Source organism: Chryseobacterium taklimakanense, from assembly GCF_900187185.1.
Classification (GTDB): domain Bacteria; phylum Bacteroidota; class Bacteroidia; order Flavobacteriales; family Weeksellaceae; genus Planobacterium; species Planobacterium taklimakanense.
In genome coordinates this window covers 193084-219141 of the sequence record NZ_LT906465.1, presented here as the reverse complement: position 1 = coordinate 219141, position 26058 = coordinate 193084, and the positions used below count along the sequence as shown (strand labels likewise).

29 protein-coding genes and 2 pseudogenes are annotated in these 26058 nt (G+C 39.2%); 8 read left to right on the top strand and 23 right to left on the bottom strand.

Annotated features, from left to right (window positions below; translation table 11 throughout):
- Nucleotides 1–22: 22 nt before the first annotated feature.
- The 10 genes from CKV81_RS01030 to CKV81_RS00985 all read right to left on the bottom strand — a co-directional run bounded on the left by CKV81_RS01030 (nucleotide 23) and on the right by CKV81_RS00985 (nucleotide 8862).
- A complete protein-coding gene (locus CKV81_RS01030; protein ID WP_095069539.1) occupies nucleotides 23–1000 on the bottom strand; it encodes a polyprenyl synthetase family protein in 978 nt (325 codons plus the stop codon).
- A 76-nt stretch (nucleotides 1001–1076) separates the two neighbouring features.
- Nucleotides 1077–1970, bottom strand: a complete 894-nt coding sequence (locus tag CKV81_RS01025; RefSeq protein ID WP_095069537.1) for a hypothetical protein — start codon at nucleotides 1968–1970, stop codon at nucleotides 1077–1079.
- Nucleotides 1967–2683 carry a YoaK family protein gene (locus CKV81_RS01020; protein WP_095069535.1) on the bottom strand — a complete coding sequence of 239 codons (717 nt, stop codon included), beginning with the start codon at nucleotides 2681–2683 and terminating at the stop codon, nucleotides 1967–1969. The genes CKV81_RS01025 and CKV81_RS01020 overlap by 4 nt, the downstream gene beginning before the upstream one ends.
- 1 nt (nucleotide 2684) lies before the next feature.
- Nucleotides 2685–3719: a 23S rRNA (adenine(2503)-C(2))-methyltransferase RlmN gene (rlmN, locus tag CKV81_RS01015; RefSeq protein ID WP_095069533.1), complete on the bottom strand. Its 1035-nt coding sequence runs from the start codon at nucleotides 3717–3719 to the stop codon at nucleotides 2685–2687.
- A 68-nt stretch (nucleotides 3720–3787) separates the two neighbouring features.
- Nucleotides 3788–4837: a tRNA preQ1(34) S-adenosylmethionine ribosyltransferase-isomerase QueA gene (gene queA / locus CKV81_RS01010; RefSeq protein ID WP_095074116.1), complete on the bottom strand. Its 1050-nt coding sequence runs from the start codon at nucleotides 4835–4837 to the stop codon at nucleotides 3788–3790.
- 360 nt (nucleotides 4838–5197) lie between these two features.
- Nucleotides 5198–7192, bottom strand: a complete 1995-nt coding sequence (locus CKV81_RS01005; RefSeq protein WP_095069531.1) for a S9 family peptidase — start codon at nucleotides 7190–7192, stop codon at nucleotides 5198–5200.
- Nucleotides 7193–7199: 7 nt separating this feature from the next.
- A complete protein-coding gene (locus CKV81_RS01000; RefSeq protein WP_095069529.1) occupies nucleotides 7200–7667 on the bottom strand; it encodes a PH domain-containing protein in 468 nt (155 codons plus the stop codon).
- Nucleotides 7664–8068: a hypothetical protein gene (locus CKV81_RS00995; RefSeq protein ID WP_095069527.1), complete on the bottom strand. Its 405-nt coding sequence runs from the start codon at nucleotides 8066–8068 to the stop codon at nucleotides 7664–7666. The genes CKV81_RS01000 and CKV81_RS00995 overlap by 4 nt, the downstream gene beginning before the upstream one ends.
- Nucleotides 8069–8416 (bottom strand): phage holin family protein, encoded by a 348-nt coding sequence (locus CKV81_RS00990; RefSeq protein ID WP_095069525.1) that lies wholly within the window; start codon nucleotides 8414–8416, stop codon nucleotides 8069–8071.
- 152 nt (nucleotides 8417–8568) lie between these two features.
- Nucleotides 8569–8862, bottom strand: coding sequence for a putative quinol monooxygenase (locus CKV81_RS00985; protein ID WP_095069523.1), 294 nt, complete (start codon nucleotides 8860–8862; stop codon nucleotides 8569–8571).
- A 654-nt stretch (nucleotides 8863–9516) separates the two neighbouring features.
- On the opposite strand from CKV81_RS00985, the gene CKV81_RS00980 reads away from it, so the two are divergent.
- The 3 genes from CKV81_RS00980 (at nucleotide 9517) to cysK (ending at nucleotide 12230) form a co-directional block, all read left to right on the top strand.
- Nucleotides 9517–10242: a slipin family protein gene (locus CKV81_RS00980; protein ID WP_095069521.1), complete on the top strand. Its 726-nt coding sequence runs from the start codon at nucleotides 9517–9519 to the stop codon at nucleotides 10240–10242.
- Nucleotides 10243–10448: 206 nt separating this feature from the next.
- Nucleotides 10449–11264, top strand: a complete 816-nt coding sequence (epsC, locus tag CKV81_RS00975) for a serine O-acetyltransferase EpsC (RefSeq protein ID WP_095069519.1) — start codon at nucleotides 10449–10451, stop codon at nucleotides 11262–11264.
- Between the two features lie 33 nt (nucleotides 11265–11297).
- Nucleotides 11298–12230 (top strand): cysteine synthase A, encoded by a 933-nt coding sequence (cysK, locus tag CKV81_RS00970; RefSeq protein WP_095069517.1) that lies wholly within the window; start codon nucleotides 11298–11300, stop codon nucleotides 12228–12230.
- Between the two features lie 127 nt (nucleotides 12231–12357).
- Here the strand turns inward: cysK and CKV81_RS00965 are convergent, their stop codons facing one another.
- The 8 genes from CKV81_RS00965 to CKV81_RS00930 form a co-directional block, all read right to left on the bottom strand.
- Complete coding sequence (locus CKV81_RS00965; RefSeq protein ID WP_095069515.1) at nucleotides 12358–13374, bottom strand: nucleoid-associated protein; 1017 nt, start codon at nucleotides 13372–13374, stop codon at nucleotides 12358–12360.
- A 133-nt stretch (nucleotides 13375–13507) separates the two neighbouring features.
- The gene (locus tag CKV81_RS13525; protein WP_258454610.1) at nucleotides 13508–13657 is read right to left on the bottom strand and encodes a LytTR family transcriptional regulator DNA-binding domain-containing protein; all 150 of its coding nucleotides are present in this window, start codon (nucleotides 13655–13657) and stop codon (nucleotides 13508–13510) included.
- Nucleotides 13658–13845: 188 nt separating this feature from the next.
- Nucleotides 13846–14340 carry an SRPBCC family protein gene (locus CKV81_RS00955; RefSeq protein ID WP_095069513.1) on the bottom strand — a complete coding sequence of 165 codons (495 nt, stop codon included), beginning with the start codon at nucleotides 14338–14340 and terminating at the stop codon, nucleotides 13846–13848.
- Nucleotides 14321–15055, bottom strand: a complete 735-nt coding sequence (locus CKV81_RS00950) for a lycopene cyclase domain-containing protein (RefSeq protein WP_095074114.1) — start codon at nucleotides 15053–15055, stop codon at nucleotides 14321–14323. Before CKV81_RS00950 ends, CKV81_RS00955 begins: the two co-directional genes overlap by 20 nt.
- 62 nt (nucleotides 15056–15117) lie before the next feature.
- Nucleotides 15118–15585 carry a sterol desaturase family protein gene (locus CKV81_RS00945; protein WP_095069511.1) on the bottom strand — a complete coding sequence of 156 codons (468 nt, stop codon included), beginning with the start codon at nucleotides 15583–15585 and terminating at the stop codon, nucleotides 15118–15120.
- On the bottom strand, nucleotides 15582–16037 hold the full coding sequence (locus CKV81_RS00940; protein ID WP_095069510.1) for a hypothetical protein: 456 nt from the start codon (nucleotides 16035–16037) through the stop codon (nucleotides 15582–15584). The genes CKV81_RS00945 and CKV81_RS00940 overlap by 4 nt, the downstream gene beginning before the upstream one ends.
- On the bottom strand, nucleotides 16034–16879 hold the full coding sequence (locus tag CKV81_RS00935; RefSeq protein ID WP_095069509.1) for a phytoene/squalene synthase family protein: 846 nt from the start codon (nucleotides 16877–16879) through the stop codon (nucleotides 16034–16036). The genes CKV81_RS00940 and CKV81_RS00935 overlap by 4 nt, the downstream gene beginning before the upstream one ends.
- A gap of 14 nt (nucleotides 16880–16893) precedes the next feature.
- A complete protein-coding gene (locus CKV81_RS00930; RefSeq protein ID WP_095069507.1) occupies nucleotides 16894–18357 on the bottom strand; it encodes a phytoene desaturase family protein in 1464 nt (487 codons plus the stop codon).
- 79 nt (nucleotides 18358–18436) lie between these two features.
- Here CKV81_RS00930 and CKV81_RS13255 point away from each other — a divergent pair, with 79 nt between their 5' ends.
- The 4 genes and pseudogenes from CKV81_RS13255 to CKV81_RS00915 all read left to right on the top strand — a co-directional run.
- Nucleotides 18437–18574, top strand: a complete 138-nt coding sequence (locus CKV81_RS13255) for a hypothetical protein (RefSeq protein ID WP_157727335.1) — start codon at nucleotides 18437–18439, stop codon at nucleotides 18572–18574.
- A 188-nt stretch (nucleotides 18575–18762) separates the two neighbouring features.
- Nucleotides 18763–19407, top strand: coding sequence for a MarR family winged helix-turn-helix transcriptional regulator (locus CKV81_RS00925; protein WP_095069505.1), 645 nt, complete (start codon nucleotides 18763–18765; stop codon nucleotides 19405–19407).
- A gap of 26 nt (nucleotides 19408–19433) precedes the next feature.
- Nucleotides 19434–20150, top strand: a complete 717-nt coding sequence (locus CKV81_RS00920; protein ID WP_095069503.1) for an NAD-dependent epimerase/dehydratase family protein — start codon at nucleotides 19434–19436, stop codon at nucleotides 20148–20150.
- Nucleotides 20051–20800, top strand: a pseudogene (locus tag CKV81_RS00915) (IS982 family transposase); the annotation flags it as partial. The gene CKV81_RS00920 and the pseudogene CKV81_RS00915, both read left to right, overlap by 100 nt.
- Before the next feature lie 57 nt (nucleotides 20801–20857).
- Here CKV81_RS00915 and CKV81_RS00910 read toward each other — a convergent pair.
- The 5 genes from CKV81_RS00910 to CKV81_RS00890 all read right to left on the bottom strand — a co-directional run bounded on the left by CKV81_RS00910 (nucleotide 20858) and on the right by CKV81_RS00890 (nucleotide 25005).
- Nucleotides 20858–21433: a 5'-methylthioadenosine/S-adenosylhomocysteine nucleosidase family protein gene (locus CKV81_RS00910; protein ID WP_095069499.1), complete on the bottom strand. Its 576-nt coding sequence runs from the start codon at nucleotides 21431–21433 to the stop codon at nucleotides 20858–20860.
- Nucleotide 21434: 1 nt separating this feature from the next.
- The gene (locus tag CKV81_RS00905; protein WP_063969749.1) at nucleotides 21435–22028 is read right to left on the bottom strand and encodes a LutC/YkgG family protein; all 594 of its coding nucleotides are present in this window, start codon (nucleotides 22026–22028) and stop codon (nucleotides 21435–21437) included.
- Complete coding sequence (locus tag CKV81_RS00900; protein WP_095069496.1) at nucleotides 22021–23406, bottom strand: lactate utilization protein B; 1386 nt, start codon at nucleotides 23404–23406, stop codon at nucleotides 22021–22023. Before CKV81_RS00900 ends, CKV81_RS00905 begins: the two co-directional genes overlap by 8 nt.
- A gap of 12 nt (nucleotides 23407–23418) precedes the next feature.
- Entirely contained in the window at nucleotides 23419–24168 is a 750-nt protein-coding gene (locus CKV81_RS00895; protein ID WP_076782926.1) for a (Fe-S)-binding protein, read from the bottom strand.
- Between the two features lie 198 nt (nucleotides 24169–24366).
- Nucleotides 24367–25005 (bottom strand): HdeD family acid-resistance protein, encoded by a 639-nt coding sequence (locus CKV81_RS00890; protein ID WP_095069494.1) that lies wholly within the window; start codon nucleotides 25003–25005, stop codon nucleotides 24367–24369.
- Between the two features lie 123 nt (nucleotides 25006–25128).
- Here CKV81_RS00890 and CKV81_RS00885 point away from each other — a divergent pair.
- Nucleotides 25129–26056, top strand: a pseudogene (locus CKV81_RS00885) (IS982 family transposase).
- The last annotated feature ends 2 nt before the right edge of the window (nucleotides 26057–26058 follow it).

Sequence of the window (26058 nt, the reverse complement as noted above, 5' to 3'; positions counted from 1 at the left end):
GGTAATATAAATGAGGAATCTGCTAGAATTTCCGTTCAATCACGTAGTCCAGCATCAGATTAAGTGAAGTTTTTGCCTCCGATTCAGGGAATTCTGAAAGAATATCTTTGGCTTTTTGCTGAAAATCTTTCATAACTCCAACCGCATAGTCCAAACCGCCGGATTTTTTCACAAATTCGATCAGTTCCTTTACACGCTTCGGGTTATTATTATAGCGTTTTATGGTATTGAAGAAATATTTACGGTCGATTTCTTTTGCCGTTTTTAATGTATAAATTAAAGGCAAAGTCATTTTCTGTTCCTTGATGTCGATGCCGACAGGTTTTCCGATAAAATTGGAACTCAAATAATCGAACAAATCGTCTTTGATCTGAAATGCCATACCGGTGTATGTGCCAAAATCCTGCATTTTTTTTGCTAAATTCTCATCGGCGCCGTTTGAAAGCACTCCAATTTCACAACAGGCAGCAATCAGTGTCGCGGTCTTCTGGCGGATAATTTCATAGTAAACCTCTTCAGTAATGTCGAGTTTTCTGGCTTTCTCGAGCTGGAGCAGTTCGCCTTCGGACATTTCGCGTATCGTTCTGGAAATCACAGCCAATAAATCATAATCCTTATTATCTGTGGAAAGCAAAACTGATTTTGACAAAAGGTAATCACCAACCAAAACTGCTATTTTATTCTTCCAAAGCGCATTTATGGAAAAAAAATTCCTTCGTTTAAAACTTTCATCCACCACATCATCATGCACCAGTGTGGCCGTGTGAATGAGCTCGATCATTGACGCGCCGCGAAACGTTTTCTCATTCACCCCGCCAATCAGTTTCGCGCAGAGGAAGACAAACATCGGACGCATCTGTTTCCCCTTGGTGGTGACGATAAAACGGGTTACCTTATCCAATAGCGGCACATTACTCTGCATCGATTCATAAAACTTCTGCTCAAAAAGTTTCATTTCTGCTGCAATCGGCATTTTAATGTCTTCTACAATATTCGGCACAGAGTGATAATTGGTGTTGAATTAAACAGGATATGATTCTACAAATATAATCGATTTAAAGTAAAAGTAAAACCGTTTAAGGCGAGACCCAAGGCAGTTTATCCGTTGGTATAAAGTAGAATGATGGCTTTGCATTGAAAATCTTAAACTTAAATGCTTCACCGGAAATGTACATTCCGTCATCATTCACTGCAATTCCCTCGATTTGTCCAAGTTTTGAAGTTTGTCCAAGGTAATATTTCTGTGGTTTCTGCGTGAAAAATTTGCCGTCCTGGTCTTCTTTAAAAACCGTAAGAAAAACCTCCATTTTCCTGGTATAACCGATGATATACAGCTTATTTTTAAAATAAGAAGCATCGGTGGCAAGGTAACCAAGATTATAAGCCTCCAGTTTTTCAGCGTTCTGGATTTCCTCAGACGACGTTGAGCTCAAACGGTAATGCGCAGTTTGATACGACTGCCATTCTTTTGTAAAAATATGAAGTTTGCCGTCTTTATAGATAAGGCTTTCTGCATCCCAATTGTTGTTGTGCGGCTTCCCTATAAATTCTTTCTGTTCCGGGTACTGAAAGCTTATGATTTCAGCAGTTGCGGGATAAGTTGGAGAAGAATGCGGAATTTTATAAATTTTCAAATCTTTCCTGATGCCCCAGTTGTTTCCGAAATCACCAATGTAGAAATGGGTTTCATCAGAAGTAAGCGCTTCCCAGTCCGTATTCGTTAAACCTGTGTTGATTTTATTAATGATGCTTCCAGTGGATTTATCGAGTTCAAAAATTTCAGAAGTGTTGCCGCCGTCATTAAAGGAGTAGAGTTTTTCACCGGCGAATTTCAGGCCTGATGTTTCTTTCAGCCCGTCAGAAAGGGTGGCAACTTTATATTTTTTGATTTTCAGCCATTCATAATTCTGTTGGGCCGAAATATTTAAGACATATAAAAAAGACAGAAGGAAAAAGGTTTTCTTGGTCATAATTTTCTCTTTAAAAGCAACAGGCGGATTTTTATAAAATCAAAAAGCAAACCCGCCAATAAAAGTAAAGCTCCGCCCAGTAAACTTTTGATCCCAAAATTTTCAAACAGCGATCCGCCCACGATACCACCGGCAAAAAACATCCAAATAATTGTAAGACGCAGCTTTATGGATTTAAGGAGTTCTTGTTTCTGTTTGCGGCTTTTGTAAAAAAAGAGTTGCGAAAAATCAATACCCATGTCGGTAAAAAGTCCGGTAAGATGGGTAGTCCTTACGACAGAATTAGAAATTGTTGTAACCAGCGAATTTTGCAGACCCATTGCAAACAAAAGGCTGAAAGCTATAATATCCGGATTGGATTCTATAAAGACCTGTCCGCCCAAAGCGATGACGGCCAGGATCGCAGCTTCGAGTAAAACGGGAAAAATGTAGGTATAATTTTCACTGATCCGGGAAAAGGTTTCCACCATGATATTGGAGATAAAGGCACCCAGAAAAAAGAAAAAAACGTACAGCGCTACATGGAAAGCCGTTATATAATTCATCCGGAAAGCTTCGTCCACAAAAAAAGCAAAATGGCCCGTGACATTGGTGGTAAGTTTTGCCACCGAAAAAAATCCCACCACGTTTACCAAGCCTGCCACAAAGGAAAGCAGGGATGCGATTCCCAAATTGTGGTTGCTGGTCCTGGTTTTTCCTGTGTGCGCAAACATTTTAATCCGAAGTTTTATTGGCCAACTGTCCGCACGCTGCGTCGATATCTGCGCCCCTACTCCGGCGCACCATTACGGTGATTCCGGCTTTCGTGAGTTCCCGGACATACTTTTCTTCAGATTTAATACTTCGGTGGTCGAATTTGCCCTCCCCAATTGGATTGTACTGGATGAGATTAACTTTGCTGGGAACTTGCCGGCAATATTTAATTAACGCTTTAATGTGTTCATCATTGTCATTGATGCCGCCCCAGACACAATATTCGAATGTGATGACATTCCCGGTTTTCTGGTACCAATATTTCAGAGAATCCATAATTTCGTCCAAAGGAAACTTTTCCGAAAACGGCATAATCTCATTTCGGGTTTCTTCTATCGCGGAATGTAGTGATAAAGCCAGTTTCACCTTCAAATCCTCGTCCGCGAGCATTTTAATCATTTTCGGGATTCCCGATGTGGAAACGGTGATTCTTCGTGGCGACATTCCCAAACCTTCCGGCTTGGTGATTTTTCTGATTGCCTCTACCACGTTTTTATAGTTCATCATCGGCTCGCCCATTCCCATAAAAACAATATTGGAGAGCGGCCTGTCGAAATACATTTTGCTTTGCCGGTCGATCAGCGCCACCTGATCTACAATTTCTGCCACTTCCAGATTCCGCATCCTTTTCAGCTTGGCGGTGGCGCAGAATTCGCAGTTTAGCGAACATCCTACCTGTGAGGAAACACACGCTGTAGTTCTGGTTTCTGTCGGAATTAAAACGGATTCTACCATAAGACCGTCGTGGAGTTTCACGCCGTTTTTTATGGTTCCGTCGGTGGATTTCTGAAGTTGGTCAACCGAAACCGGATTGATGCAGAATTCCTGTGAGATTTTATCTCTCAAATCTTTTGAAAGATTCGTCATTTCATCAATGGAATGCAGGTTCTTGCTCCACAACCAGTCGTAAACCTGTTTCGCGCGGAATGGTTTTTCACCCAAGGTTACAAAATAATCCTTAAGCTGATCCAGTGATAAAGTTCTGATGTCTTTCATAATCGATTTCACATCTCAGATAGCAGACATCAGAAAAATCTGATGTCTGGTATCTGAAATCTTGTATCTTACAGTATCAGCATCGCATCGCCGTAAGAGTAAAACTTGTATTTTTCTTTGATGGCTTCTTCGTAGGCACGCATCACGAAATCTTTGCCGGCAAATGCGGCGATCATCATGATCAGTGTTGATTTTGGCGTATGGAAATTGGTAATCATCGCATTGGCAACCCCGAAATCGTGTGGTGGATAGATGAATTTGTTCGTCCAGCCGTGATACGGGCCGATTTTCCTGTTTGAAGAGACTGATGTTTCCAGCGCTCTCATGGTGGTGGTACCAACTGCGCAGATTCTGCGGTTTTCTTCCACAGCTTTGTTGATGATGTCGGCATTTTTCTGGTCGATGATGGCTTCCTCAGATTCCATTTTATGTTTTGAAAGGTCTTCAACCTCTATCGGATTGAAAGTTCCCAAACCAACGTGGAGCGTCACCTCAGCGAAATCAATTCCTTTGATTTCAAGACGCTTCATCAGGTGTTTGGAGAAGTGTAAACCGGCAGTTGGCGCAGCTACAGCACCTTCGTGTTTTGCATAAATCGTTTGGTAACGTTCAGCATCTTCCGGTTCTACAGCCCTTTTGATATATTTTGGAAGCGGTGTTTCCCCCAATTCTTTCAGTTTTGCGCGGAATTCTTCATACGTTCCGTCGTATAAAAATCTCAAAGTTCTCCCTCTGGAAGTGGTGTTGTCAATAACCTCAGCCACTAAAGACTCATCTTCAGTAAAGAACAGTTTGTTGCCAATTCTGATCTTTCTTGCCGGATCTACCAGTACGTCCCAAACTCTGGTTTCGCGGTCAAGTTCGCGCAGCAGGAAAACCTCAATTTTTGCTCCGGTTTTTTCTTTATTTCCATAAAGTCTTGCAGGGAAAACCTTGGTATTGTTCATGATAAAAAGATCACCTTCATCGAAATAATCTACCACATCTTTGAACAGTTTATGCTCAATGGTTTCTGTTTTCCTGTCCAGCACCATCAATCTTGCTTCGTCTCTGTGCTCTGAAGGGTGTTCTGCCAGCAGTTCTTCGGGCAGGTCAAAATTGAAATCAGATGTTTTCATAAAATTTACGGATTTTATTAAAATTTTAAAGTCTGCAAAGATACGGCTATAAAAAGCGAAAGTCAAGGAAATAGGAGTATATTTCAAAATCATATCAGAAATAAAGCCCTGTACTCCATTAAGCACAATAAATCCAGAAACAGCAGTTATGCTGTAACATATGAAACCTTACAAAACCAAACTTAATTCGCTGATATTGCTGAAATATGATTACCGCGTCCTTTACCTATAAAAAAACCGTCTGAAATGCCTTCAGACGGTTATGATAAATACAATAAATACAAATCGTATTTTCACTCAAATTCTACTTCTTCAGCAGTAAATCACTGAAAATCCGGGGTTGATAAAAAATCTTGTCGCTTACAATGTTTCTTTCAGCCATTCAAAAAACTCCCTTTGCCAGACCAAACCATTGTGAGGGTGCAGCACCCAGTGGTTTTCATTCGGGAAATAAAGGAATTTAGATTTTAGGCCTTTCAGCTGTGCTGCCTGAAACGCTTCCTGCCCCTGTTCATACGGCACGCGGAAATCCAGACCGCCCTGGATGATCATGATCGGCTTATTCCAGTTATCAATATAAGTCATCGGATTAAATTCTGTGTAAGCCTTTGGTTTTGGTTGTTCGAAAGGACTTCCCAAATCCCAGTTTGCAAACCACAGTTCCTCTGTGGTCAGGGCCCAAGAGTTCATATCAAAAAGCCCGTCGTGTGCAATGAAAGTCTTGAAGCGGTTCTGGTGAATCCCGGCAAGCATAAACACGCTGTACCCGCCGTAGCTTGCGCCCACAGCACCCATTCTGTCACCATCCACATAATTCAAAGTTTTCGCGTAATCTGCAGCAGCAAGGTAATCCTGCATTACCTGCCCACCCCAGTCCTTCGAGATCTGTTCGTTCCATTTTGTTCCCCAGCCCGGCATACCGCGACGGTTTGGAGCCACTACGATATAGCCGTTTGCGGCCATGAGCCCAGGATTCCATCTTGTAGAGAAATATTGCGTCAACGCAGATTGCGGCCCGCCCTGGCAGTACAGCAAGGTAGGATATTTTTTATTGGAATCGAAGTTCGGCGGATATACGAACCACACGCCCATTTCTTTGCCGTCCGTGGTTTTCACCATTTTAAGTTCCGTTTTTGCGGGCTTAAGTTTCGCGTATGTTTCCCTGTTCACATCAGAAACCTGAGTCATTTGTCCGTCTTTCAGGTTTACAGAAAACAGGTCTGCATTGCGGTTCATATCGGTTCTGGTCACCAAAAGCGAATTTTTATTCTGCGCCACGATTTCATTCACATCAAAATTCCCTTTTGTTATCTGTGAAATTTTTGAGGTTTTTGGATCTAATGAGAAAAGCTGCTTAGTCCCTCTGAATGCTGTTGTAAAATAAATTTTCTTTGAATCCTGAGTCCAGAAGACATCGCCGGTCAGGCTTTCGTCCCAGTTTTTGGTCAGGTTGGTTTTGGCACCGGTTTTCCAGTTCATGATTATGATGTCGTTCTTATCTGCTTCATAACCGTCTCTGGCCATGCTTTGCCAGGAGAGGAAATTTCCGTCCGGTGAGAATTTCGGAGCAACATCATAACCCATCATCCCTTCGCTAAGGTTTTTTACCGTTCCTGATTTCAGATCATAAGCGAAAATATCGGTATTGGTAGATTTTGCATATTCCTTTCCACTTAAAGCTTTAGTTACATAAAGCAGTTTGGAAGAATCAGGGCTCCAGACGAAATCTTCTGCACCTCCAAAGGGGCGCTGCGGGGAATCCCAGGCTTTTCCTTCCAGCAAATCCTTGGCTTTGTCAACACTTTCCGATTTATTCACCACAAAAACGTGGTTGTATTTACCTTCATTGAAATAATCCCAATGCCTGTGATTAAGATCTGTATAAATTTGAGCGGTAGAATTCGGTGTGTCCTTATACTTTTCCCTGCCATAAACCGTTTCCACCTGAACCTGCTTGCTGAAGGCAACCTTCTGCCCATCTGGTGAAATGACGATATTATCCGCTTCACCAATTGTATAAAATTCAGACCAGGTTTTGCCGGCATCTTTAGAAAGGTAAATTATATCACCCTCCTGAGCATACAGCCCATTTTTATCCCACTGTATCAGGCTTTTTTTACCCAAATCCATTTTTGAAGCCTGCCCGTTTCCGATATTCAGAAAATAATTTTCAGATTTGCTCTTCTCGGTTTTCAGGTCGGTCTGGCTTACCTTGTAGATCAGCGACGACTGCTCTGGGGACACCACTGAAACACCGATTTTCTTCAGCGTCCACATTATTTCCGGCGTCATATATTCTTGTGCATTCATCAGGAAAGGTGCTGTGAGAGCAATTATGGTATGTTTAAGTTTCATTATGTTTTTAAATATTTTTTTTAAGTTTTTCTATTTCATTAATAAATTTCTGCGGTTCTTCCGGGGAAATCAAATAGGTCTTTCTCTCTGTCTGGATTTTCACTTTTTTTCTGATGTTGGTGACATACCACACGTCATTCCCGTTGAAATATCCAAAATGACCGAAAAGTCCGCCAATGCCAAAAGTCCTGTAATTGAAGGCTGTCTTTGTGATCAATTCCACATTTTTGATACTTTTTACAGGAACTTGAATATTTACAAAGGAGTTTTTTATCTTAAGGCTGCCCTGTTCCAAATCAATTTCAGGAACCATGAGATAAGCTGAGACAATGGCCCCGATCATTATGCAGACTGGCCAGAACACAAATTTTTCCCCACTCGTCACCAATGCAAAAATCACCACAGAAAAGAAAATGATGAAAACGATAGTCATCACTTTGGTGTAGGTATCCATTGATGCAGTTCTGAAATTCATCGGCGCACTTTTGTTTTTGAAGTTGTCGGTTTGTTTTTAATTTCTTTAAGATTAGTGTAAATCCATTCATCAATCTCGATGATGAAGCGGTTACGATTGAGGACCATCCTGCAAAGGAATATCACGCCTAAAAATACGGCACTTAAAAATAAAGACATCAATCCGAAGCTGGTTGCGATCTTCCAGCGCTGCTCTTCATTCAAAGCAAAATTCAACTGCTCGGAAACCCATCCCAAAAAGATTTTGTAATGCAGTAAACTTTCCAAAAAAAGCCCAGCCCCCAAAATCAAAAAAGCGACGAAAAGTATCCACGCCACCACATAGAGCGCCCCGACCAAAAAAGTATTGGCCGAGACGGAAGGCTGGCTGTCGATAATCGCCTGAAGCTCCCGCTTCTGCATTTAATTGTCCTTGCTGATGAAAACAGATTCAAAAACCGAAGTAACCAGCGAAAGCACGATGCTGAAAATAAGGGCCCACCAGAAACCGTCCACCGTCATTCCGTCCACAAAATAATCTGCAATCATAATCACAATGGCATTAATCACCAATGAAAAAAGCCCTAAAGTAATGATGGTTAAAGGCAAACCCAGCAACTTAAGAATTGGCTTCACAATCAGGTTCAGAAGCCCCAAAACCAATGCAAAGACGATGGTTGAGGAAAAACCGTCAAAGCTCACTCCGGACAATACGTAGGTCAGAAGGTAAGCAGCTACTGCTGTAATCAGCAATCTGATAATTAAATTCATAGTATAAATTTTACTCAAAAATAATGTATTATTTAAATTCCTGCAATGACTTAGTTCTGAATTGAACCCTGCACAGAAAATGATATCAAAAAAATGGAGCTGGTGAAACACCCGGCTCCATTCAACTGAACTAATCTCTTTTGTTGGACTGCTTACTTTACTGCCAGCAGATCTACCATTTCAAGTACAGGTTCCTTAGCCAGTAATTCAGAAGCATTGGCCATTAAAGCTTTTGCAATCTCGCCACTAAGGTGAGCCTGTCTTGCATCTTCGGTTTCAAAGGTATCGAATATGCCAAAAGTAGAAGGGCCGATTTGTAAGGCATACCATCTTACTGTTCCTGGCTCATCCTGGGCAAGCGGTAAGGCTGACTTTAGGAATTCCAGTACATCCTTTTCTTTGCCCGGTTTAGCTTCCACTCTTGCTAATACTGCAAACTTTTCCATAATTTTTAAATTTAAATGTTATTAAGAGTGATCTTCAACTCTTTATAACAAAAGTAAGTTTTCCGTAACAAAGGAAACTATAAAAACTGTTAAATAAAGTTAATGTTGGTCACCGCGAACATCAGCACAAATAAATATATATTTTTTACAATTCACCAACTATCTAAATTCAATAAAAGTCCATTGACCACCTATGATATCTTGGATTTTCTGTAGATTTGGATTATATTTGAAATGTCTTTTCAGGCAAGATGGCATGTATCGAAAGAACGTCTAAAAAATTTAAACGTCAGAGCAAATGTTAAAGACGACACCGCAGTAGACCTGCAAATAACAATTAATCAAAAAGATATTAAAGATAAACCGCCACCTGTTTTACTAAGGGGACAAGCATACTAAACAGGGTATTGCGGAGCTTCGTCCCAAGGGGTTCGACTCCCCGTGTGCATTGGTTGCATTTTGCGTTGGAAAACGCTTCATCCTATCACACTGAAAAAAGAGAAGGTGAAGAACAGAGCAGTATTGCTCAAACTGAAATTGAGTTTGCAAGACAAGGGATACCGTTTGGACAACTGGTTCAAACTCAACTTGGCTTCCCTCAACTTTTGGTGTTCTTCTCCTTTTTAATTCAACAAAACTGTAACAAAATAACAAATGGGAATATTCAAAAAAAGATATCAGGTAAAACCAAACACTGTTGGATTTCTTTACCGTGACAATAAGTTTGAGCAAAAACTGGCAGCCGGCTACTACGAAGTTTGGGATTTGAAAAACAGGACCGAACTGTTTCTTCTGCCTCAAACTTCAAAACTGCTCACCGTCGTGAACCAGGAAGTTTTAACAAAGGACAATGTCGCTCTGCGGTTTTCCTTCAATGTGATTTACAGAATCGTGGATGGACAGAAATTTCTTGACAAGTTTGCGCTTGACAGAGAGATGTATGCCATTATTCAGGAAGCTGAGCAGCGAATTTACAGTATCGTCCAAATCTATCTGAGAAACAGGATTGCAGAAATGGACAGTGAAACCGCGAACGAAAAAAGAAATGAACTTACGGACTTCAAGACCGGGGAAATGGAAAAAGAAGTGGCCGAATTCGGCATAACCATAGAACAGGCACAACTGCGCGACTTAACCTTTCCAAAATCAATCCAGGACTTGTTCGCTAAACATTTGGAAGCAAAAATAAGAGCAAAATCAGAACTTGAAAACGCCAGGACAGCAGTAGCAACAGCACGGACTTTGAAAAATGCTTCAGAACTCATGAAAGATGACGAAAACCTGAAATTCTTCCAAATTATGGAAACCATAACCAAAATTGCCGAGAAAGGAAAACATACTTTTATGATTGGGGACATTAACCAGCTGACAGGAAAATAGGCCGATAAAAAGAAGCCCAGCCATGATAACCAGCGCTTCTGTATATGAAAGCAGACCGTGAAACTATTTTTTTCTGAAGATATTGAAGAGACTTGTGGAAAGGTCTTTTTTTTGTAATACGATAGGCTCACGGTCCAATTTTTATTAACCTACATCAATTATTTACATTAAATTCTTATTTACCTTTGTTAGAAATTATCCCGTATATGACTTTCACGGAACAACTTCATTTGGGCTATCAGAACAGGAAATTCGATATCGACAAGAGGAAAACCGAAGATTTTATCGACCGCCTGTTTCGTTTTATCTTTTTTTTAGAATATCAGCGGTGCTCAGAAATTGAACTGATCGAGAAGCGGCTAAGTGACTTCAAAGCTGAATTCACCGAAATTTTAGCTACAGTGAAGACAGAAAATGAAAAAGTGGAAAGTGATGTCTTTTTTGAAAAATTCCCCGAGATTTACCGTGCACTGCAAAACGATGCGCAATATATCTTTGAAAACGATCCCGCTGCACAAAGTGTAGAAGAAGTGGTGTTTTCCTATCCGGGATTTTTTGCAATCGCCGTCTACCGGCTTTCCCACGAACTTTTTAAAAACAAAATTCCGCTCATTCCAAGAATCTGGACCGAATATGCCCACAGCAAAACCGGAATCGACATTCATCCCGGCGCAGTAATCGGCGAAAATTTCTTTATCGACCACGGTACCGGAATCGTCATTGGCGAAACCACCGTCATTGGCAGGAAAGTTAAAATTTATCAAGGCGTAACTTTAGGCGCACTTTCGGTTACGAAAGATTTGCAGGATCAGAAACGCCATCCCACCATCGAAGATCGTGTGGTGATTTACGCCAACGCGACCATTCTCGGCGGCGAAACCATCATTGGGGAAAATTCGCTCATCGGTGGAAATGTTTGGATCACCGAAAGTGTGGCACCAAATTCGGTGGTATTTCACAAAGGACAAGTCACGGTGAAGAACAAATTCCCGGGAAACGAACCCATTAATTTCATCATTTAACTCAAATATAATTTAAAATAAATACCTCATTTTATGAAAATTAATAATGTTTTAGAAGCCATTGGAAACACTCCACTCGTTAAGATCAATACTATTTTTGACAGCAATGTGGAAGTGTGGATGAAGCTTGAACGCCAAAATCCCGGCGGCAGCATCAAAGACAGAATAGCCCTCGCAATGATCGAAAAAGCTGAAAGAGAAGGCAAAATCGATAAAAACACCCTTATTGTAGAGCCCACTTCCGGAAACACCGGTGTTGGATTGGCAATGGTCTGCGCGGTGAAAGGCTATCAACTGGTTTTGGTAATGCCCGAAAGTATGAGTGTGGAACGCAGAAAACTCATGTCATCTTATGGTGCTAAATTTGTGCTGACGCCAAGAGAACTCGGAACTTCCGGAGCCGTGAAAAAAGCTTTGGAAATGGCAGAAACTCTCGATAACGTTTGGATTCCCCAACAGTTCGAAAACCCGTCAAACCCTGAAATTCACCAGAAAACTACTGCTCAGGAAATCCTCAACGATTTCCCGGAAGGTTTCGACTATCTGATCACGGGAGTGGGAACCGGTGGCCATATCACCGGTGTTACCCAAGTTTTGAAACAACAGTTCCCAAACCTGAAAAGCTTCGCAGTGGAACCAAAAGATTCACCGGTAATTTCCGGAGGCAGTCCCGGTCCGCACCCATTACAGGGAATTGGAGCGGGTTTTGTTCCGAAAGTTTTGAATACTGAAATTCTCGACGGAACCATTCAGGTGGAAAAAGAAGAAGCGTACGAATTCACCAAAAAACTGGCAAAACAGGAAGGAATTCTGGCGGGAATCTCGACCGGAGCTTCTTTGGCAGCGATCAACAAAAAACTTTCAGAAATTCCGGAAGGATCAAAAATTCTTACTTTCAATTACGATACGGGCGAAAGATACTGGTCTGTTGACGGACTTTTCGAGGAAAACGTTTTCGAATATTAAAGCAAAAAAATCCTGTTTCGGCAGGATTTTTTTTTAAATGATATCTAACCTTTCGGGCAAGTGTAAATCTTCGAGTTATCATCCGCATAAACAGCGATCTGAATTTCCGTCTTAAAGCATTGCTTTTTTACTGTTCTTTCTCGAAATAGAGCCTGTAATATTTCCCTTTCTCATCCTGTCCGGTTTCGATGAGTTTCCGGTCGCCGTGAACGTAGATATGGAAGTTTTTATCCAGTTTGATGACACTTTTGAAACCCCGGCTTTGCTTCTTCACCGCTGCCTCATTGATGGCAAAATCTTCGGCAATTGAAACCTGCATTTCCTGTTCATAATCGGATTTGAAGTTACTGAAACTCTCGATAACATTAGGATCTTCCAAAACTTCCCTGGTAAATTCATCATAATCAAAGGTTTCTTTTTCTTTGAAAAAACTGATGGATTTGTTCAGAAAATCGGCCTGGTCGGCTTTGGTGGTTTCAAATTCCTGGGGAAGTTGCTTGGTGATATATTCTTTGTACACCGTGAGCGTTTCCTGGGTTTGAAAATATTCGTCGTCGCGCTGTTTTACTTTCAAGAAATCCTCGAACCAGTAGTACATATCGCCGTTTTTGTTGTTATCCACCACCGAAACGGCATAACCCGTCTCTTTGCTGCTGTTGTAGATCAATGCGCCTTTATCCAGCTTTGAAAGCCCGATGCCGTAATCTTTTTCAATTTCAAAAGTTTCATTCTGAGGGAAAATTTTCAGGAAAGGATTTTTATTTTCGGTTTTGAAAATCCCTATAGAATCGATCCTGTTTCCGTCGGCATTTTCTTCCCCTTCGAAATAAACGATGAAGAGTTCGCCGCTTTGCACGCGCGGATTTTCGGTGATATCATACAGATGTTGCGCAATATTTTCCGCTTCGTAAACGAATTTGTTTTGGTCTTCAAAAATCTCGGAAACTGAGCTGTACACCGGATTATTAACCAAATAAGTGTCGCTGTAAAAACAAAACTGTTCCTCTGATTTGAAGGCTTTCAGGAAGAAATCTTCGAGCAGTTCTTTCATGTCTTCCTCCAGTTGCAATTCTTCCTGGGAAAGGATTAAAGATTCCTGATTGATTCTGTTTCCTACTTTATGAACGATAATTTTTGAGAGCATTTTTAAATTTTAAATAAAGTTGCAAAGATATTCTAAAAGGCAGCAGCGCGAAAGTTTCCATGGAAATTTCCACAGCAAACATTTCATTCAAAAAAATGGCAGATTTTAATGATAAAAACTTTGAAAATGCTGGTTACAAAAACTGATGAGCATCCATAAATTTACGGAAATGATCGGGGTACGCTTCGGAAATATTGATTCTTTGATTATTGATAATCAACTGATTACGTTCGATCTGTTCAATCTTATCCAAAGCGACGATGTAGGAACGATGTACCCGCATGAAATTGTTTTTGGGCAATTCTTCTTCGAGTTTTTTGAGCGTCATCAAAGTGAGAACCGGCTATTGTTCTTTGGTAAGATAAATCTTCACATAACCCTTCTGAAAATGGGAACTACTTTTAAATATTGGGACAATGCCTGATATGCCCACGATTATTATATAACCGTACATGATGGTACTGCCGACGCTTACGAACTGAGACCAGGAAATAAATCTCCCAAAATTCTGAATCTACTTTCAAAGATTTTTCTCACTTTGTTTTTCACAAAAAATCCTGCAACCAAATCGCCAACAAATCCCATCGGCAATTTGAAATTTACAATGTCCGTCATGAGAACTTTTCCATCTTGCAGTTCTTCAAAATGGTGTTCGTGGTGCCACATCGCATAAGGCCCGAAACGTTGTTCGTCGACAAAAAACTCGCCTTCTTTCAGGTGCGTAATTTCCGTTACCCAATTATTTTTAACCAAAGGAAAAACTCCTATTTTATAGGCAATGATTTGTCCCTGATAGGTATAATTTGGTGGATTATTGGTGATGGAAAACGCCATATCATCTGGGGTAATTTTGTCTAAATTTTGCGGCAAAGAGAAAAATGCCCATGCTTTTTCCAGGGGCATTGGCAAAACCTGTCTAGAAGTTAAGGTATAAATGCCGGATTGTTTAGTTATTTTTATGTCCATGACTGATTCTAATCGGTTGATCTAAATTCATTTTTTTCTTCAAAAATTCAAAAAGCAATACGCTGCTATAAAGCATCGAAAAACAATAGAAAGAATCTTCCAGTGGCATGGTTCCCACACGAATTCCCAGATTTTCCGCATTATCGTAATAAACTACGGGATTTGCCGAATAACTTCCCGTCAAAGCGCCATTTACAAAATAAAATGGCATGTAAATCAGGATAAAACTTAGATAAAAACGTCGGGCATATTTCCACTGACAGATGATTTGAGCCAACATGAGCAAGGCAAATAAACCGAAACTGCACAATGTGTACAATCGATCATAATTACCCAGCACAACTCCCAATGAAATAATTAGTAGCGCGATGCTGATGATCTGAGTAGTTATTTTACTTAACTGTAATCTTGGAAAGAAATATTCCAGTGAGTAATGGATAAAATTACTGGAATAAGGAATTAGAAGAAAGAACAGCCATTCCTCTACAGGCAATTTCAAAATTCTAAATCCTAATAAGTACTGATCGTTGAATCCCCAAATATCGGAATATGCAAAGAAGACGTCCCAAATAATAAAGAATAACCCAACGCTGATAATTGCCAGAAAATAGGGTTTCCAAAATCGCGCAAAATGCATCCACTTCTTTTCAAAACTAAAAAAAAACGGCACTGAAAATGTCGCGATATTCAAAAGAATGTAGTAATATTTCTCCATAATAATGGTTAGTTCACCGTTAATCATTAAGGTAAAAAGTCCAACAAAAAATTATTAATCAACTATTTACGCATTTTTCTGGCTTCAATAAAATATTTTTTGGGAACGTACAGCATTCCAAAACACTCGCCATCCTCTTTTCCTAAATGTTTGTGGTGAATTTTATGTCCTTTTCTCAACGCTCTGAAGTACCAATGGTCCACTTTATCAAACCATTTAAATCTTCGGTGTATCAGTACATCATGCACCAAAAAATAGCAAATTCCGTAGAGTAAAACTCCCGCTGCTAAAAACGCTAACCATGTAATCCCTTCCACAGTGCCGAGATAAAACAAAATCATACAAGGGATAGCAAAAACCACAAAGAAAAAATCGTTCTTCTCGAAAACGTGTGGATAGCCAGGTTGGTGATGATCTTCGTGAAAATACCAGCCGAGAAATCCATGCATGATGTATTTGTGCGTCAGCCATGTAATGCCTTCCATTGCTACAAAAGTAGCCACTGTTATTGCCAAATATAGTAGAATCATTTTTTTAAATATTTTTTAATGAAAATCTTCAAATCTTCGTCCGTTTCATTTTCATACTTTTTCAGGATAAATGACCGATCTTCTTTAATATTATCGGTATAATTCAGAAAAGCTGGTGCCTGTTCTTGGATCATCAGTCTGAACAATCTCAATTCCAAATTTTTCGAATCGCTATTAATTGCATGATTTAGGCTTTTTCTTCCTTCATTAAAATAGGATAATTTTTTAAAAGGATTGGCAGCGTGCTTGGCCATGAAAAATTGTCCGACACTGTAAAAACCCTGATAGATAGGCAATTTATTTTGTTTAAAAAGCGCCTCAGACTTTTCCATCAATTGTATTGCTGCAACTGAAGTTTTTTCACCTTTAATTAAATAACTTCTCAGCTCTTTAAGGTTTTGAGCAAAAATAATATGGCACATCAGCGTAAATATTATGACCAAAAATTTCATCGAATAAAATATAAATTCTTAGTTAAAAGCATCTCTCCCATCAGATAAATTTTCCTTGCGTTAGAAACACGGATTCTACTTTTCATAAGGTGTTCTGCCCGCTGTTTTTTGATCTTTTTGAATAGACTGAGGTAATACTTATACGCCATAAAAACTGCACTTCTGCTTGATAAAGGAAGCATCTTGATCCCGATTAGCGCCTTTTCAAAATCGCTCTTAATATTTAACTCTATTTCTGTTTTTTCTCTTTCTGAAAATTCCAGAAAATTCACATTGGGGAAATAGGTGCGATTCAAATCGTTGTAATCAGCGGAAATATCCCGAAGAAAATTGATTTTTTGAAAAGCTGCACCAAGATTTTGTGCATAAGGTCTCAATTTTTCGTAGTCCTCTTTCGTTTTCACAAAGACTTTTAAACACATTAATCCCACCACTTCTGCACTTCCATAAATGTAGAGATTATACAATTCATCATTTAAATCTTTAATCTCGCCTAAATCCATTTTCATGGAATATAGAAATGCATCTACCAAATCCTGTGGAATATTATTTTCTTTTTGAGTTCTGCAGAATGACTGAATCACAGGATTAAGTGAAATTCCGTTTTCTAAAGTTTCTCTGTAATTTCGTTCGAACTCATTAAGCAATTTCTGCTTATTATAGTCATGAAAGGTATCCACTATTTCATCAGCAAACCGTACGAAGCCATAAATATTATAAATATGCTGACGAATGTCCCGACTGAATAACGAAGAGGCCCAGTAAAAAGAAGTGCTGTACTGTTTGGTTACCAACTGAGAAGTACAATCTGAAATTTTATTGAATTTTTGAAAATTATTCATAATGATCTTCTTTATTAATTAAATTTTCCTTTGCTTAAAATGTATTCACTTACCACCTTTCCGGAAATTAATGCGGGCGGCACCCCAGGACCAGGAACGGTTAATTGGCCTGTATAAAAGAAATTATCTAATTTTTTATTTCTTATGGAGGGTCTAAGAACAGATGTTTGCATTAATGTATTTGCTAAACCATAAGCGTTTCCCCGACAAGAATTATAGCGATTTTTGAAATCTTGGGTTCCAAAACTTTTTTTGAATAAAATCTTCGGCCTCAGATCTTCCCCGGTTGAATCCTTAATCCTATCTAAGATTAAATTAAAGTAATACTCATGGATCTCTTCCGAATCTTCTAAATCCACTGCAGTCGGAATAAGGAAAAATCCAATTTCTTTACCTTCCGGACAAAGGGAGCTGTCGGTTTTGCTGGAAAAATTAGCGTAGAACAACGGAGCTTTCGGGAATGTCATCGTGTCGTAAATTTCCTCAGCGTGCTGTTCAAAATCGGTGTCAAAAAATAGATTATGATGTTCCAAACTTTCAACCTTCTTATCAAAAGCAGCATAATAAAGCAGCGAACTGGGCGCAAAAGTTTTCTTTTTCCAATATTCTTCGCTGTAGTTTCTGTTATTCTGCAGTAAATTTTCAGTGTGGGCATAATCCGCTCCCGATACAAAAACATCGGCAGCGAAGGTTTCATTTTCCGTAGAAACACTCACTACCTTACCATTTTCTGTCTGTATAGACTGCACCGCAGCATTGGTCTTGAAATCCACACCTAATTCCTTGGCCAGCTTCACCATCCCTAAAGCAACGGCATTAAAACCGCCTTTCGGATACCAGGTTCCCAAACCAAAGTCTGCATAATTCATAAAATTATAAAAGGCTGGTGTATCTTTGGGTTTAGCACCCAAAAACAGGGCGGGAAATTCCAAAATGCTTCTCAGCTTTGGATTTTTTATATTTTTTCGGATTTGCTGACTGATATTTTTTACGAAGAGACCTAGTCGCTTTGCTGTTTCCCACGATACCAATTCCGTTACTGAAAGCCCCGGCTGATAAACCAAATCCTTCATAGCGATATCATAATTCTCTTGCGATTCACTCATGAATTTTTTCAGATGCTTTCCAGAACCTTTTTCAATACTTTCAAAAGTTTGGATAATTTTTTCTGGTGTATCCTCTATATCAATGAAATCATTTTTACCAAAAACCACTCGGTATGCCGGAGAAAGTTTTTCAAGCGTATAATATTCCGCTACGCTTTTTCCAAAATCAGCAAAAAAACGTTCGAAAACATCAGGCATCCAATACCAACTCGGTCCCATATCGAACTTGAATCCATCAATCTCCATCATGGAAGCCCTTCCTCCCAGCTGTTCATTTTTTTCCAAAACGGTTACATGAAGTCCCGCTTTTCCGAGGTAGCACGCCGCAGATAATGATGAAAAACCGGACCCAATAATTATAGCTTTTTTCATGAGTAAAATAATTGTCCAAATATATACTTTTATTTTTATATTTGTAAAATATTTTACAAATATATAAATCACATATAAAATGAAAACACAAACAATCACAAAAGACAGCATTATCGAAGCTTATTCCGACTATATTTTGATTCATGGCGAGCGTCCAAAAAATATTTACCTATTTACTAAAGATTTAAACACCACAGAGCAAGAGTTTTATAAATAACATGGATAAGTCATCGGCGAAATCCAACATCTGGTTGTTAAGCCTTCCCGTTTAGAGAAAGACGGATTTGTAAACCTAGAAAACACACTGATGAATTACGGATTAGTTACGTATTTTGTACCGGAAAAAATTGCGAAATTGTCTTATGCAAAACCAAATTCAGAACCTCTATTTTTAATCTCTTAATCATGAATACCAATTTTTTTATCAATTTACTTTTAGAAGTTCAAGAATTTGAAAATTCCGGAAGCTCTAAAAACGATTCCACCATTGAGGATTTTCGTAATTTTTTAAATGACAAATTTTACAAAAGTCAAAGTCCACGCTTTATCTCGGAGAGTGAGCAAAAGAAGGTCAACGATTTAGAAAATGAAATTGCCAAGCAAGTGATCCTGTTGTCTCGTTTTACAAAACAGATGATTCGCAGAGGTCTGCAAGATTTTCCGGAATTATACAATGAAGAGTTCACCTACCTCTACAGAATTATGGACGAACCCTTGCTAACCAAAATGCAACTGGTAGAAAAGAACGCGCATGAAAAACAGACAGGAATTGAAATCATCAGAAGATTAGTAAAAAACAACCTTCTGGTGGAAATTTCGGACAGCAAAGATAAGCGGGTAACCCGATTGAAAATTTCCGAACTTGGCAAACAGTATTTTCATCAATCCGTTGAATCTGTAAGCATCACTTCCAGAGTTTTATCTGCAAAATTAGATAGTGATGAAAAGAATAATTTACTTAAAACATTAAGAAAATTAAACGAATTTCATTTTAATGTCTATCACCAATACAAAGATTCTGACATTACGGAAATTAATAATTTAATCTAAATCCCATCAACATTAAAAAAATTAAAATGAAAAAAATTTTAATCACGGGAGCTAGCGGAATGGTCGGGAAAAAATTGTATTCTGCGCTTAAGGAAAGAGGTTATATTGCACATTGCCTGGTGAGGAAAAAACAAAATATTTTCGAGCATGAATTCGTCTGGGATTATGAAAATCACTATTTGGAAGAAGGTGCTATGGAAGGTATTCACAGCATCATCCACTTGGCGGGCGCAACAATTGCGAAACGGTGGACTACGGCATACAAGAAGGAAATCATCAATTCTCGCGTGGATTCTGCCCTGTTTTTAGAGAAAAAGGTAAAAGAAAAAAATATTATACTACAGTCATTTATTTCGGCTTCAGGAATTAATTATTACGGTGACTGGAACGATGAAAAAGCTGCTACGGAAAATGATGAACCGCAAAAAAAAGATTTTCTTACGGAAGTTTGTGGCTTGTTGGAAGAATCCGCAAACCGGTTCGAAGCAATTTCGGAAAGAATTGTAAAACTTAGAATTTCTCCTGTAATTTCCGCCCATGGTGGATTTCTGGAACCTTTAAAAAAATTAACCAATCTTCATCTTGCTTCACCTGTTGGCAGCGGTAAGCAATATTTTCCGTGGATCCATGTGGACGATTTTACATTTCAGGGACTGATTTGGAGGGAAGAATTGAAAGGAGTGTCTACAATAAAAGGAAAAGAAAACTTTTTCCCTACATTGAAAAAATCAGAGAAACCTTGAGCAGCAGGTTTTCGGATTTCACCGATGTCTTTATTGTGGATTCCACGCCAATTGAAATCTGTAAAATAAGTCGGGCAAATCGTTCTGCAATCTGTTCCACGGATGAGATCAAACCTGCATATGGATATTGTGCCGCACAAAAATCCAGGTATTTTGGCTATAAACTTCATGTGGTTTGTGACAAAAATGGAATCTTCCACTCGTTTGATTTTTCCCCTGCAAACGTTCACGACGTGAACTATCTGCACGACATTAAGGAGAATTTTGAAAACTGTTTATTAATCGGTGACAGAGGGTACATCAGCAAAGAACTCCAACTGGATTTATTCAACTATTCCAAGATAAATCTTTCGGTTCCAATGCGTAAAAACCAGCATGATTTTGTGGAATTTTCCAAGACAAAATCAAAAATCAGAAAGAGGATTGAACTGCGAAGCAATCGTGAATACCATTGAAAAAAAATAAATCATGAACAAACCAATATTTCGCAACTGTGCGGACAGTTCTTAATAAATATTAACCTCGCAAAAACCTTTTAAGGTTTGGCAACAAGAATAGTATCAAAAATAACTTCTTTTACCATGATTCAATATCTAAATTTTTTCGTCTTCAAGAGAAGTTTGAATAAGTTAAAAATTAATTTGTGCTAAATGCACAACAGGTTTTTTATATAAAATGATATAAAAACCAGCCGAATTGGCTGGTTTTTATGTTAAACCCTGCAATGCTTGACCTAATGCCTTCGACGCTTTTTTCACTTCCTGAGTCCAATCATCAGCAGCATTGCCATCGGCACCGTCAGAGATATATTTGAGGCAGATAAAATCGATCTGTTCCTGCTCGGCGACTTTCGCAAGTGCAAAAGCTTCCATATCAATAACGTTGTATTCGGGGTTATTATGTTCCATTTCGAATTGGTCGCCGGAACCGCAGATCCCGTTCGGGAGATGGCTTGTTTTAATTCCATATTCCAAAAGAATTGGTTCATCAGAAAATGGCGTCTCAAATTTCTTAAAACCCAATGCTCTTACATCCATATCCCGCTGGATAAAACGGTTGCAGTTAACAATACTTCCTCTGTCAAAAACTGTACTTCCTGCGGTTCCCAAATTGATTATGAGATCTGGCTTAGATTTTTGAATGGCTTTTGATAGATGATAAGTCTCTTTAATTTTTCCTACACCAACAAACAATTTATTAAAACTATCAAATTCTTTTCCGGCTTCTGATTCCAGAGCAAAAACCAAAAGGATGTTGCTGTAAAGCTTTCCGTTAATTGTCATTTTAGGGCACAGGTTTTTTCAGAAAGAACAAAGTCAATGTCCGTGCGCCCTGTGCACCGTGTACCAAAACGGCGCTGATGTCCGCTGTTGCAGATGGCCCCATCACAAAACAGCCATAATGTGAGTGTGGAAAATCTACTCTTTTGTAGGCGGTATGCATATTTTCGGTCAAATCTTCAGGATCCAGCAAAACAGCGAGGTGTTGAGATAAATAACCTAATGAATTGGTAACCAGAGATTTTTCGGTGACCCAGACCATTCCCATCTCCGCCACACCAAACTCTGCACGGAAAATACCCAAATCCACATCATTCAGATCCGCGGGCTTTTGCACGTGTATATCTTTATTCCCTCTCCATTCAGGCGTTGCAGAGCAAGTGACCTTAGCATCAGGAAGCTTTTTTCGCATAATTTCCTGCGCTTCTTCTACCGATGCGACATCATAAAAATCGACGGCAGCAATTTTGGCGTTAATTTCAAAAACAGCTTTAAGATCTGTCCCTGGCTTTTTATAATCCGGGATGGCGGGATAATCCACTTTTTCGCGGTTAGCAAGATTGGTTCTTACCGAACTCAGTAATTCTTCTTTAGTCATTGTTTTTTCGGTTTTTTTTGTACCAGTCTCTGAAGGTTTCTTTTTTCACGTCAGGCAATTCACGGTCTTCTACCCAAGGATCCAACGTGCTGTTTTCCAATAGAGATTTTGGGAGAATATTCAGCATATTGTAAGTGGTCTTTTCCATCATTTTAAAAGCAGTTGCACTGCCCAGAAATCTGTCGGCAGCAGCAAATGCCAGCCTTCTGCCAAAAGGTGTTTTCTTTTTCTCCATCATCACTTTTCGCCACTCGATAATCTGGTCCAAAATATTAATATGAACGGGGCAGATCTCTGTACAGGAGCCGCAAAGCGATGAATGGAAAGGTAATTCTGAATAGGTGTCTTCATCAAAAGTAGGATCCAGAATAATCCCAATCGGGCCGGAATAAGTAGCACCATAAGACAATCCGCCACTCCTTCTGTACACCGGGCAGGTATTCATACAGGCGCCACAACGGATACATTTGAGAGAATACCAGAATTTGTCCATAGACAATCGTTTGCTCCTGCCATTATCTGTGAGTACAATGTGCATCTCAGATCCTTCTCTTGGGCCTGAAAAATGAGACGTATATTGTGTCGCCGGCGTTCCTAAAGCACTGCGGGAAAGTAGTCTGATAAAAACACCCAGATCTTCTACCTTCGGCAGGATCTTTTCTATACCAATACTTGCAATATGAAGTGGCGGAATGCTTGCGGTAAGATCGGCATTACCTTCATTAGTACAGACTACAAAAGTACCGGTTTCGGCAATGGCAAAATTGGCGCCTGTCATCCCGGCATCTGCCACCAAAAATTTGGGCCGGGCATTGTTCCTCATTGCTTCTGCGAGAGAATGCGGATCATCATCGTTGGGATCCGTACCAATTTTATCTGCAAATAGTTTGGCAATATCTTCTGTCGTTTTTTGGATGGCAGGCATTACAATATGACTTGGGCGCTCACCCGATAGTTGCTGGATTCGCTCACCCAGATCGGTCTCCAGGACATCAATTCCTCTTTCTTCAAGAAAAGGCGTCATCCCGCATTCTTCCTGCAGCATCGATTTGCTTTTGATGATGCGCTTTGCGCCGTGAGAATTCAGAATATTAAAAACAATAGCGTTGTGTTCATCGGCATCTTTTGCAAAATGAACTGTGATACCGTTTTCCTCTGCTTTTGTTGCAAACTGGTCTATGTAGTGATCCAAATGCGTCAGCGCATGTTCCTTAATTTGCGAAGCCAGATTTCTAAGCTCTTCCCATTCCGGGATCTCAGAGGATACTTTACCACGCTTGATAATTGTATTGTAAAGATTCTTGTCGTGTTGCGCCTCGTGAACATCATCCTGCTTGATGAACTTGCGGGCGTTATCTTCTACGTTTACTTTTCCCATTGTTTGTGATTTTTAGAATGGTCCGTTATTCAAAACCTGAGCAATATGTACAAATTTGAGGTCTGATTTTTCTCTTTTGGCAATGCCTTCCTGATGCATCAGGCAAGACATATCCGGCGAAACTACATATTCTACTTTATGCCTTGTGTAATCAGCAACTTTGTCCTGTCCCATCTTGGCACTCACCGCTTCATCGGTAACGCAGAACGTTCCGCCAAAGCCACAGCATTCTTGTGGCCTGTCAATCGTTTCTACTTTAACTCCTGACACCTTCTTTAACAGATCTTCGGTTTTATTAAAGTAAGGTTCCTGCCACTCAAAACGGGATGCAATGTGTAAGCCGCGGATAGAACTGCAGGAATTATGGATAGCCACCGTATGCTGGAAATCTGCCCAAGGGAATTCTTCTATCTTGAGAACATCGTGTAAAAACTCTACTAATTCTATAGTTTTGTGACGGATTTCTGTAACAGTTTCGGTTTGCGGAATTGCATCCATATGGAGCTTGACGTGCTTGACACAACTCCCTGCCGGCCCAACGATATAATCAAAATTCAAATCCTTAAAATTTTCACAAAACTGAGTTTCTGTCCTTATAGAATGTTTCTGATCGCCTTCGTTGGCCATAGGCTGCCCACAACAGGTCTGCTGCAGAGGTACTGTAACCTCTACTCCCAATCGCTCCAAAAGCTCAAGTGTTGCGATCCCAACTTTTGGGTAAATCAGATCTATATAACAGGGGATAAACAGTGCTACTTTCATTACAAAATTTTCTAGGAACTCTAAATTAGCACTATTTCTTCTTTTCCTGATCAGGCTTAGGATGAAAAAAGCCTATACGAGAGGTTATTTATATTGAGTAAAAATAATTTACCTGGCATGATTTGGAAACCAATCACCCATGAAGAAGAAACTGTGCATGACTTCTGAAAAAAATATAAATATGCCTATGAAAAAGTTTTATTTATTAAGTTCATTATGATATTCATTTTTAAGTGATTCAATTTTGTCTTTCAACTCTTTGCTGATTTTGTTCGGATAGTTTTTCAGTTTTTTGAGATTGAATGCAAGAACTATTGCAGAGATACCAGCAAAAATAAATGCCACAGCTGTTATAACAACCAGAGAAATACCGGCTAAGACAGGATTAAGGATTAGAATAACAGACCCGATAAGGCCAAGAAAACTGATCAGCGCCAGATTCCCCCACTGCAAAACGCCATAGCTTTTGAGATCAAAGGCAAAACCAATCCCCTGTACAGAACGGAACATTAATGAAAATCCAACAAAATAGGGCAAAGCAACAAATGCCACCTGCGGCTGAAAAAATAATATAATCCCTACAAAAAGATCTAGCAAAGCACCTACCAGATACCAGCCCCAATTGTCCAGATTATCCTTGTTTTGTATTGCAAACACAAGTTCCATAATCCCGAAAACCAAAAATGACGCACTGAAAAACAGTACCAGAGACAGGTAAGTGGCTTGTGGAATGCTAAACATATACAATCCCATAATCACCAGTAAAATACCTACAATTAAAGGTAAATACCAATGCTTAACTGTGTTTTTGATAGTTTTAAAAAATGTTGTTCCCATAATAATATGTTTTTGAAATTAGATTAAGTATTACCTGTTGTGCATTTAGGAATTAAAAAAGAAAAAAGATTGTCCATTTGATTAAAAAATCGTATATTAATTGATTACCAAGTTATTAAATACATGAATAATCTTATTCAAAACTACAAAATTATTTTAAAAGAATTGACAAACACCTGTAAATATATTACTACAAGTAAGTAAATTAGGCTTCCAAAAATGTCTGATTTGGAACTTGTGGCACTCAACCTCACCGCAGAATATATGTCTATTAACTCTGAACTACAGTTATTTAGATACATTTCAGGGACTGATTTGGAGGGAAGAATTGAAAGGAGTGTCTACAATAGAAGGAAAAGAAAACTTTTTCCCTACATTGAAAAAATCAGAGAAACCTTGAGCAGCAAGTTTTCGGATTTCACCGATGTCTTTATTGTGGATTCCACGCCAATTGAAATCTGTAAAATAAGTCGGGCAAATCGTTCTGCAATCTGTTCCACGGATGAGATCAAACCCGCATATGGATATTGTGCCGCACAAAAATCTAGGTATTTTGGCTATAAACTTCATGCGGTTTGTGACAAAAATGGAATCTTCCACTCGTTTGATTTTTCCCCTGCAAACGTTCACGACGTGAACTATCTGCACGACATTAAGGAGAATTTTGAAAACTGCTTATTAATCGGCGACAGAGGGTACATCAGCAAAGAACTCCAACTGGATTTATTCAACTATTCCAAGATAAATCTTTCGGTTCCAATGCGTAAAAACCAGCATAATTTTGTGGAATTTTCCAAGACAAAATCAAAAATCAGAAAGAGGATTGAACTGCGAAGCAATCGTGAATACCATTGAAAAAAAATTAAATCATGAACAAACCAATATTTCGCAACTGTGCGGACAGTTCTTAATAAATATTAACCTCGCAAAAACCTTTCAAGGTTTGGCAACAAGAATAGTATCAAAAATAACTTCTTTTACCATGATTCAATATCTAAATTTTTTCGTCTTCAAGAGAAGTTTGAATAAGTTAAAAATTAATTTGTGCTAAAT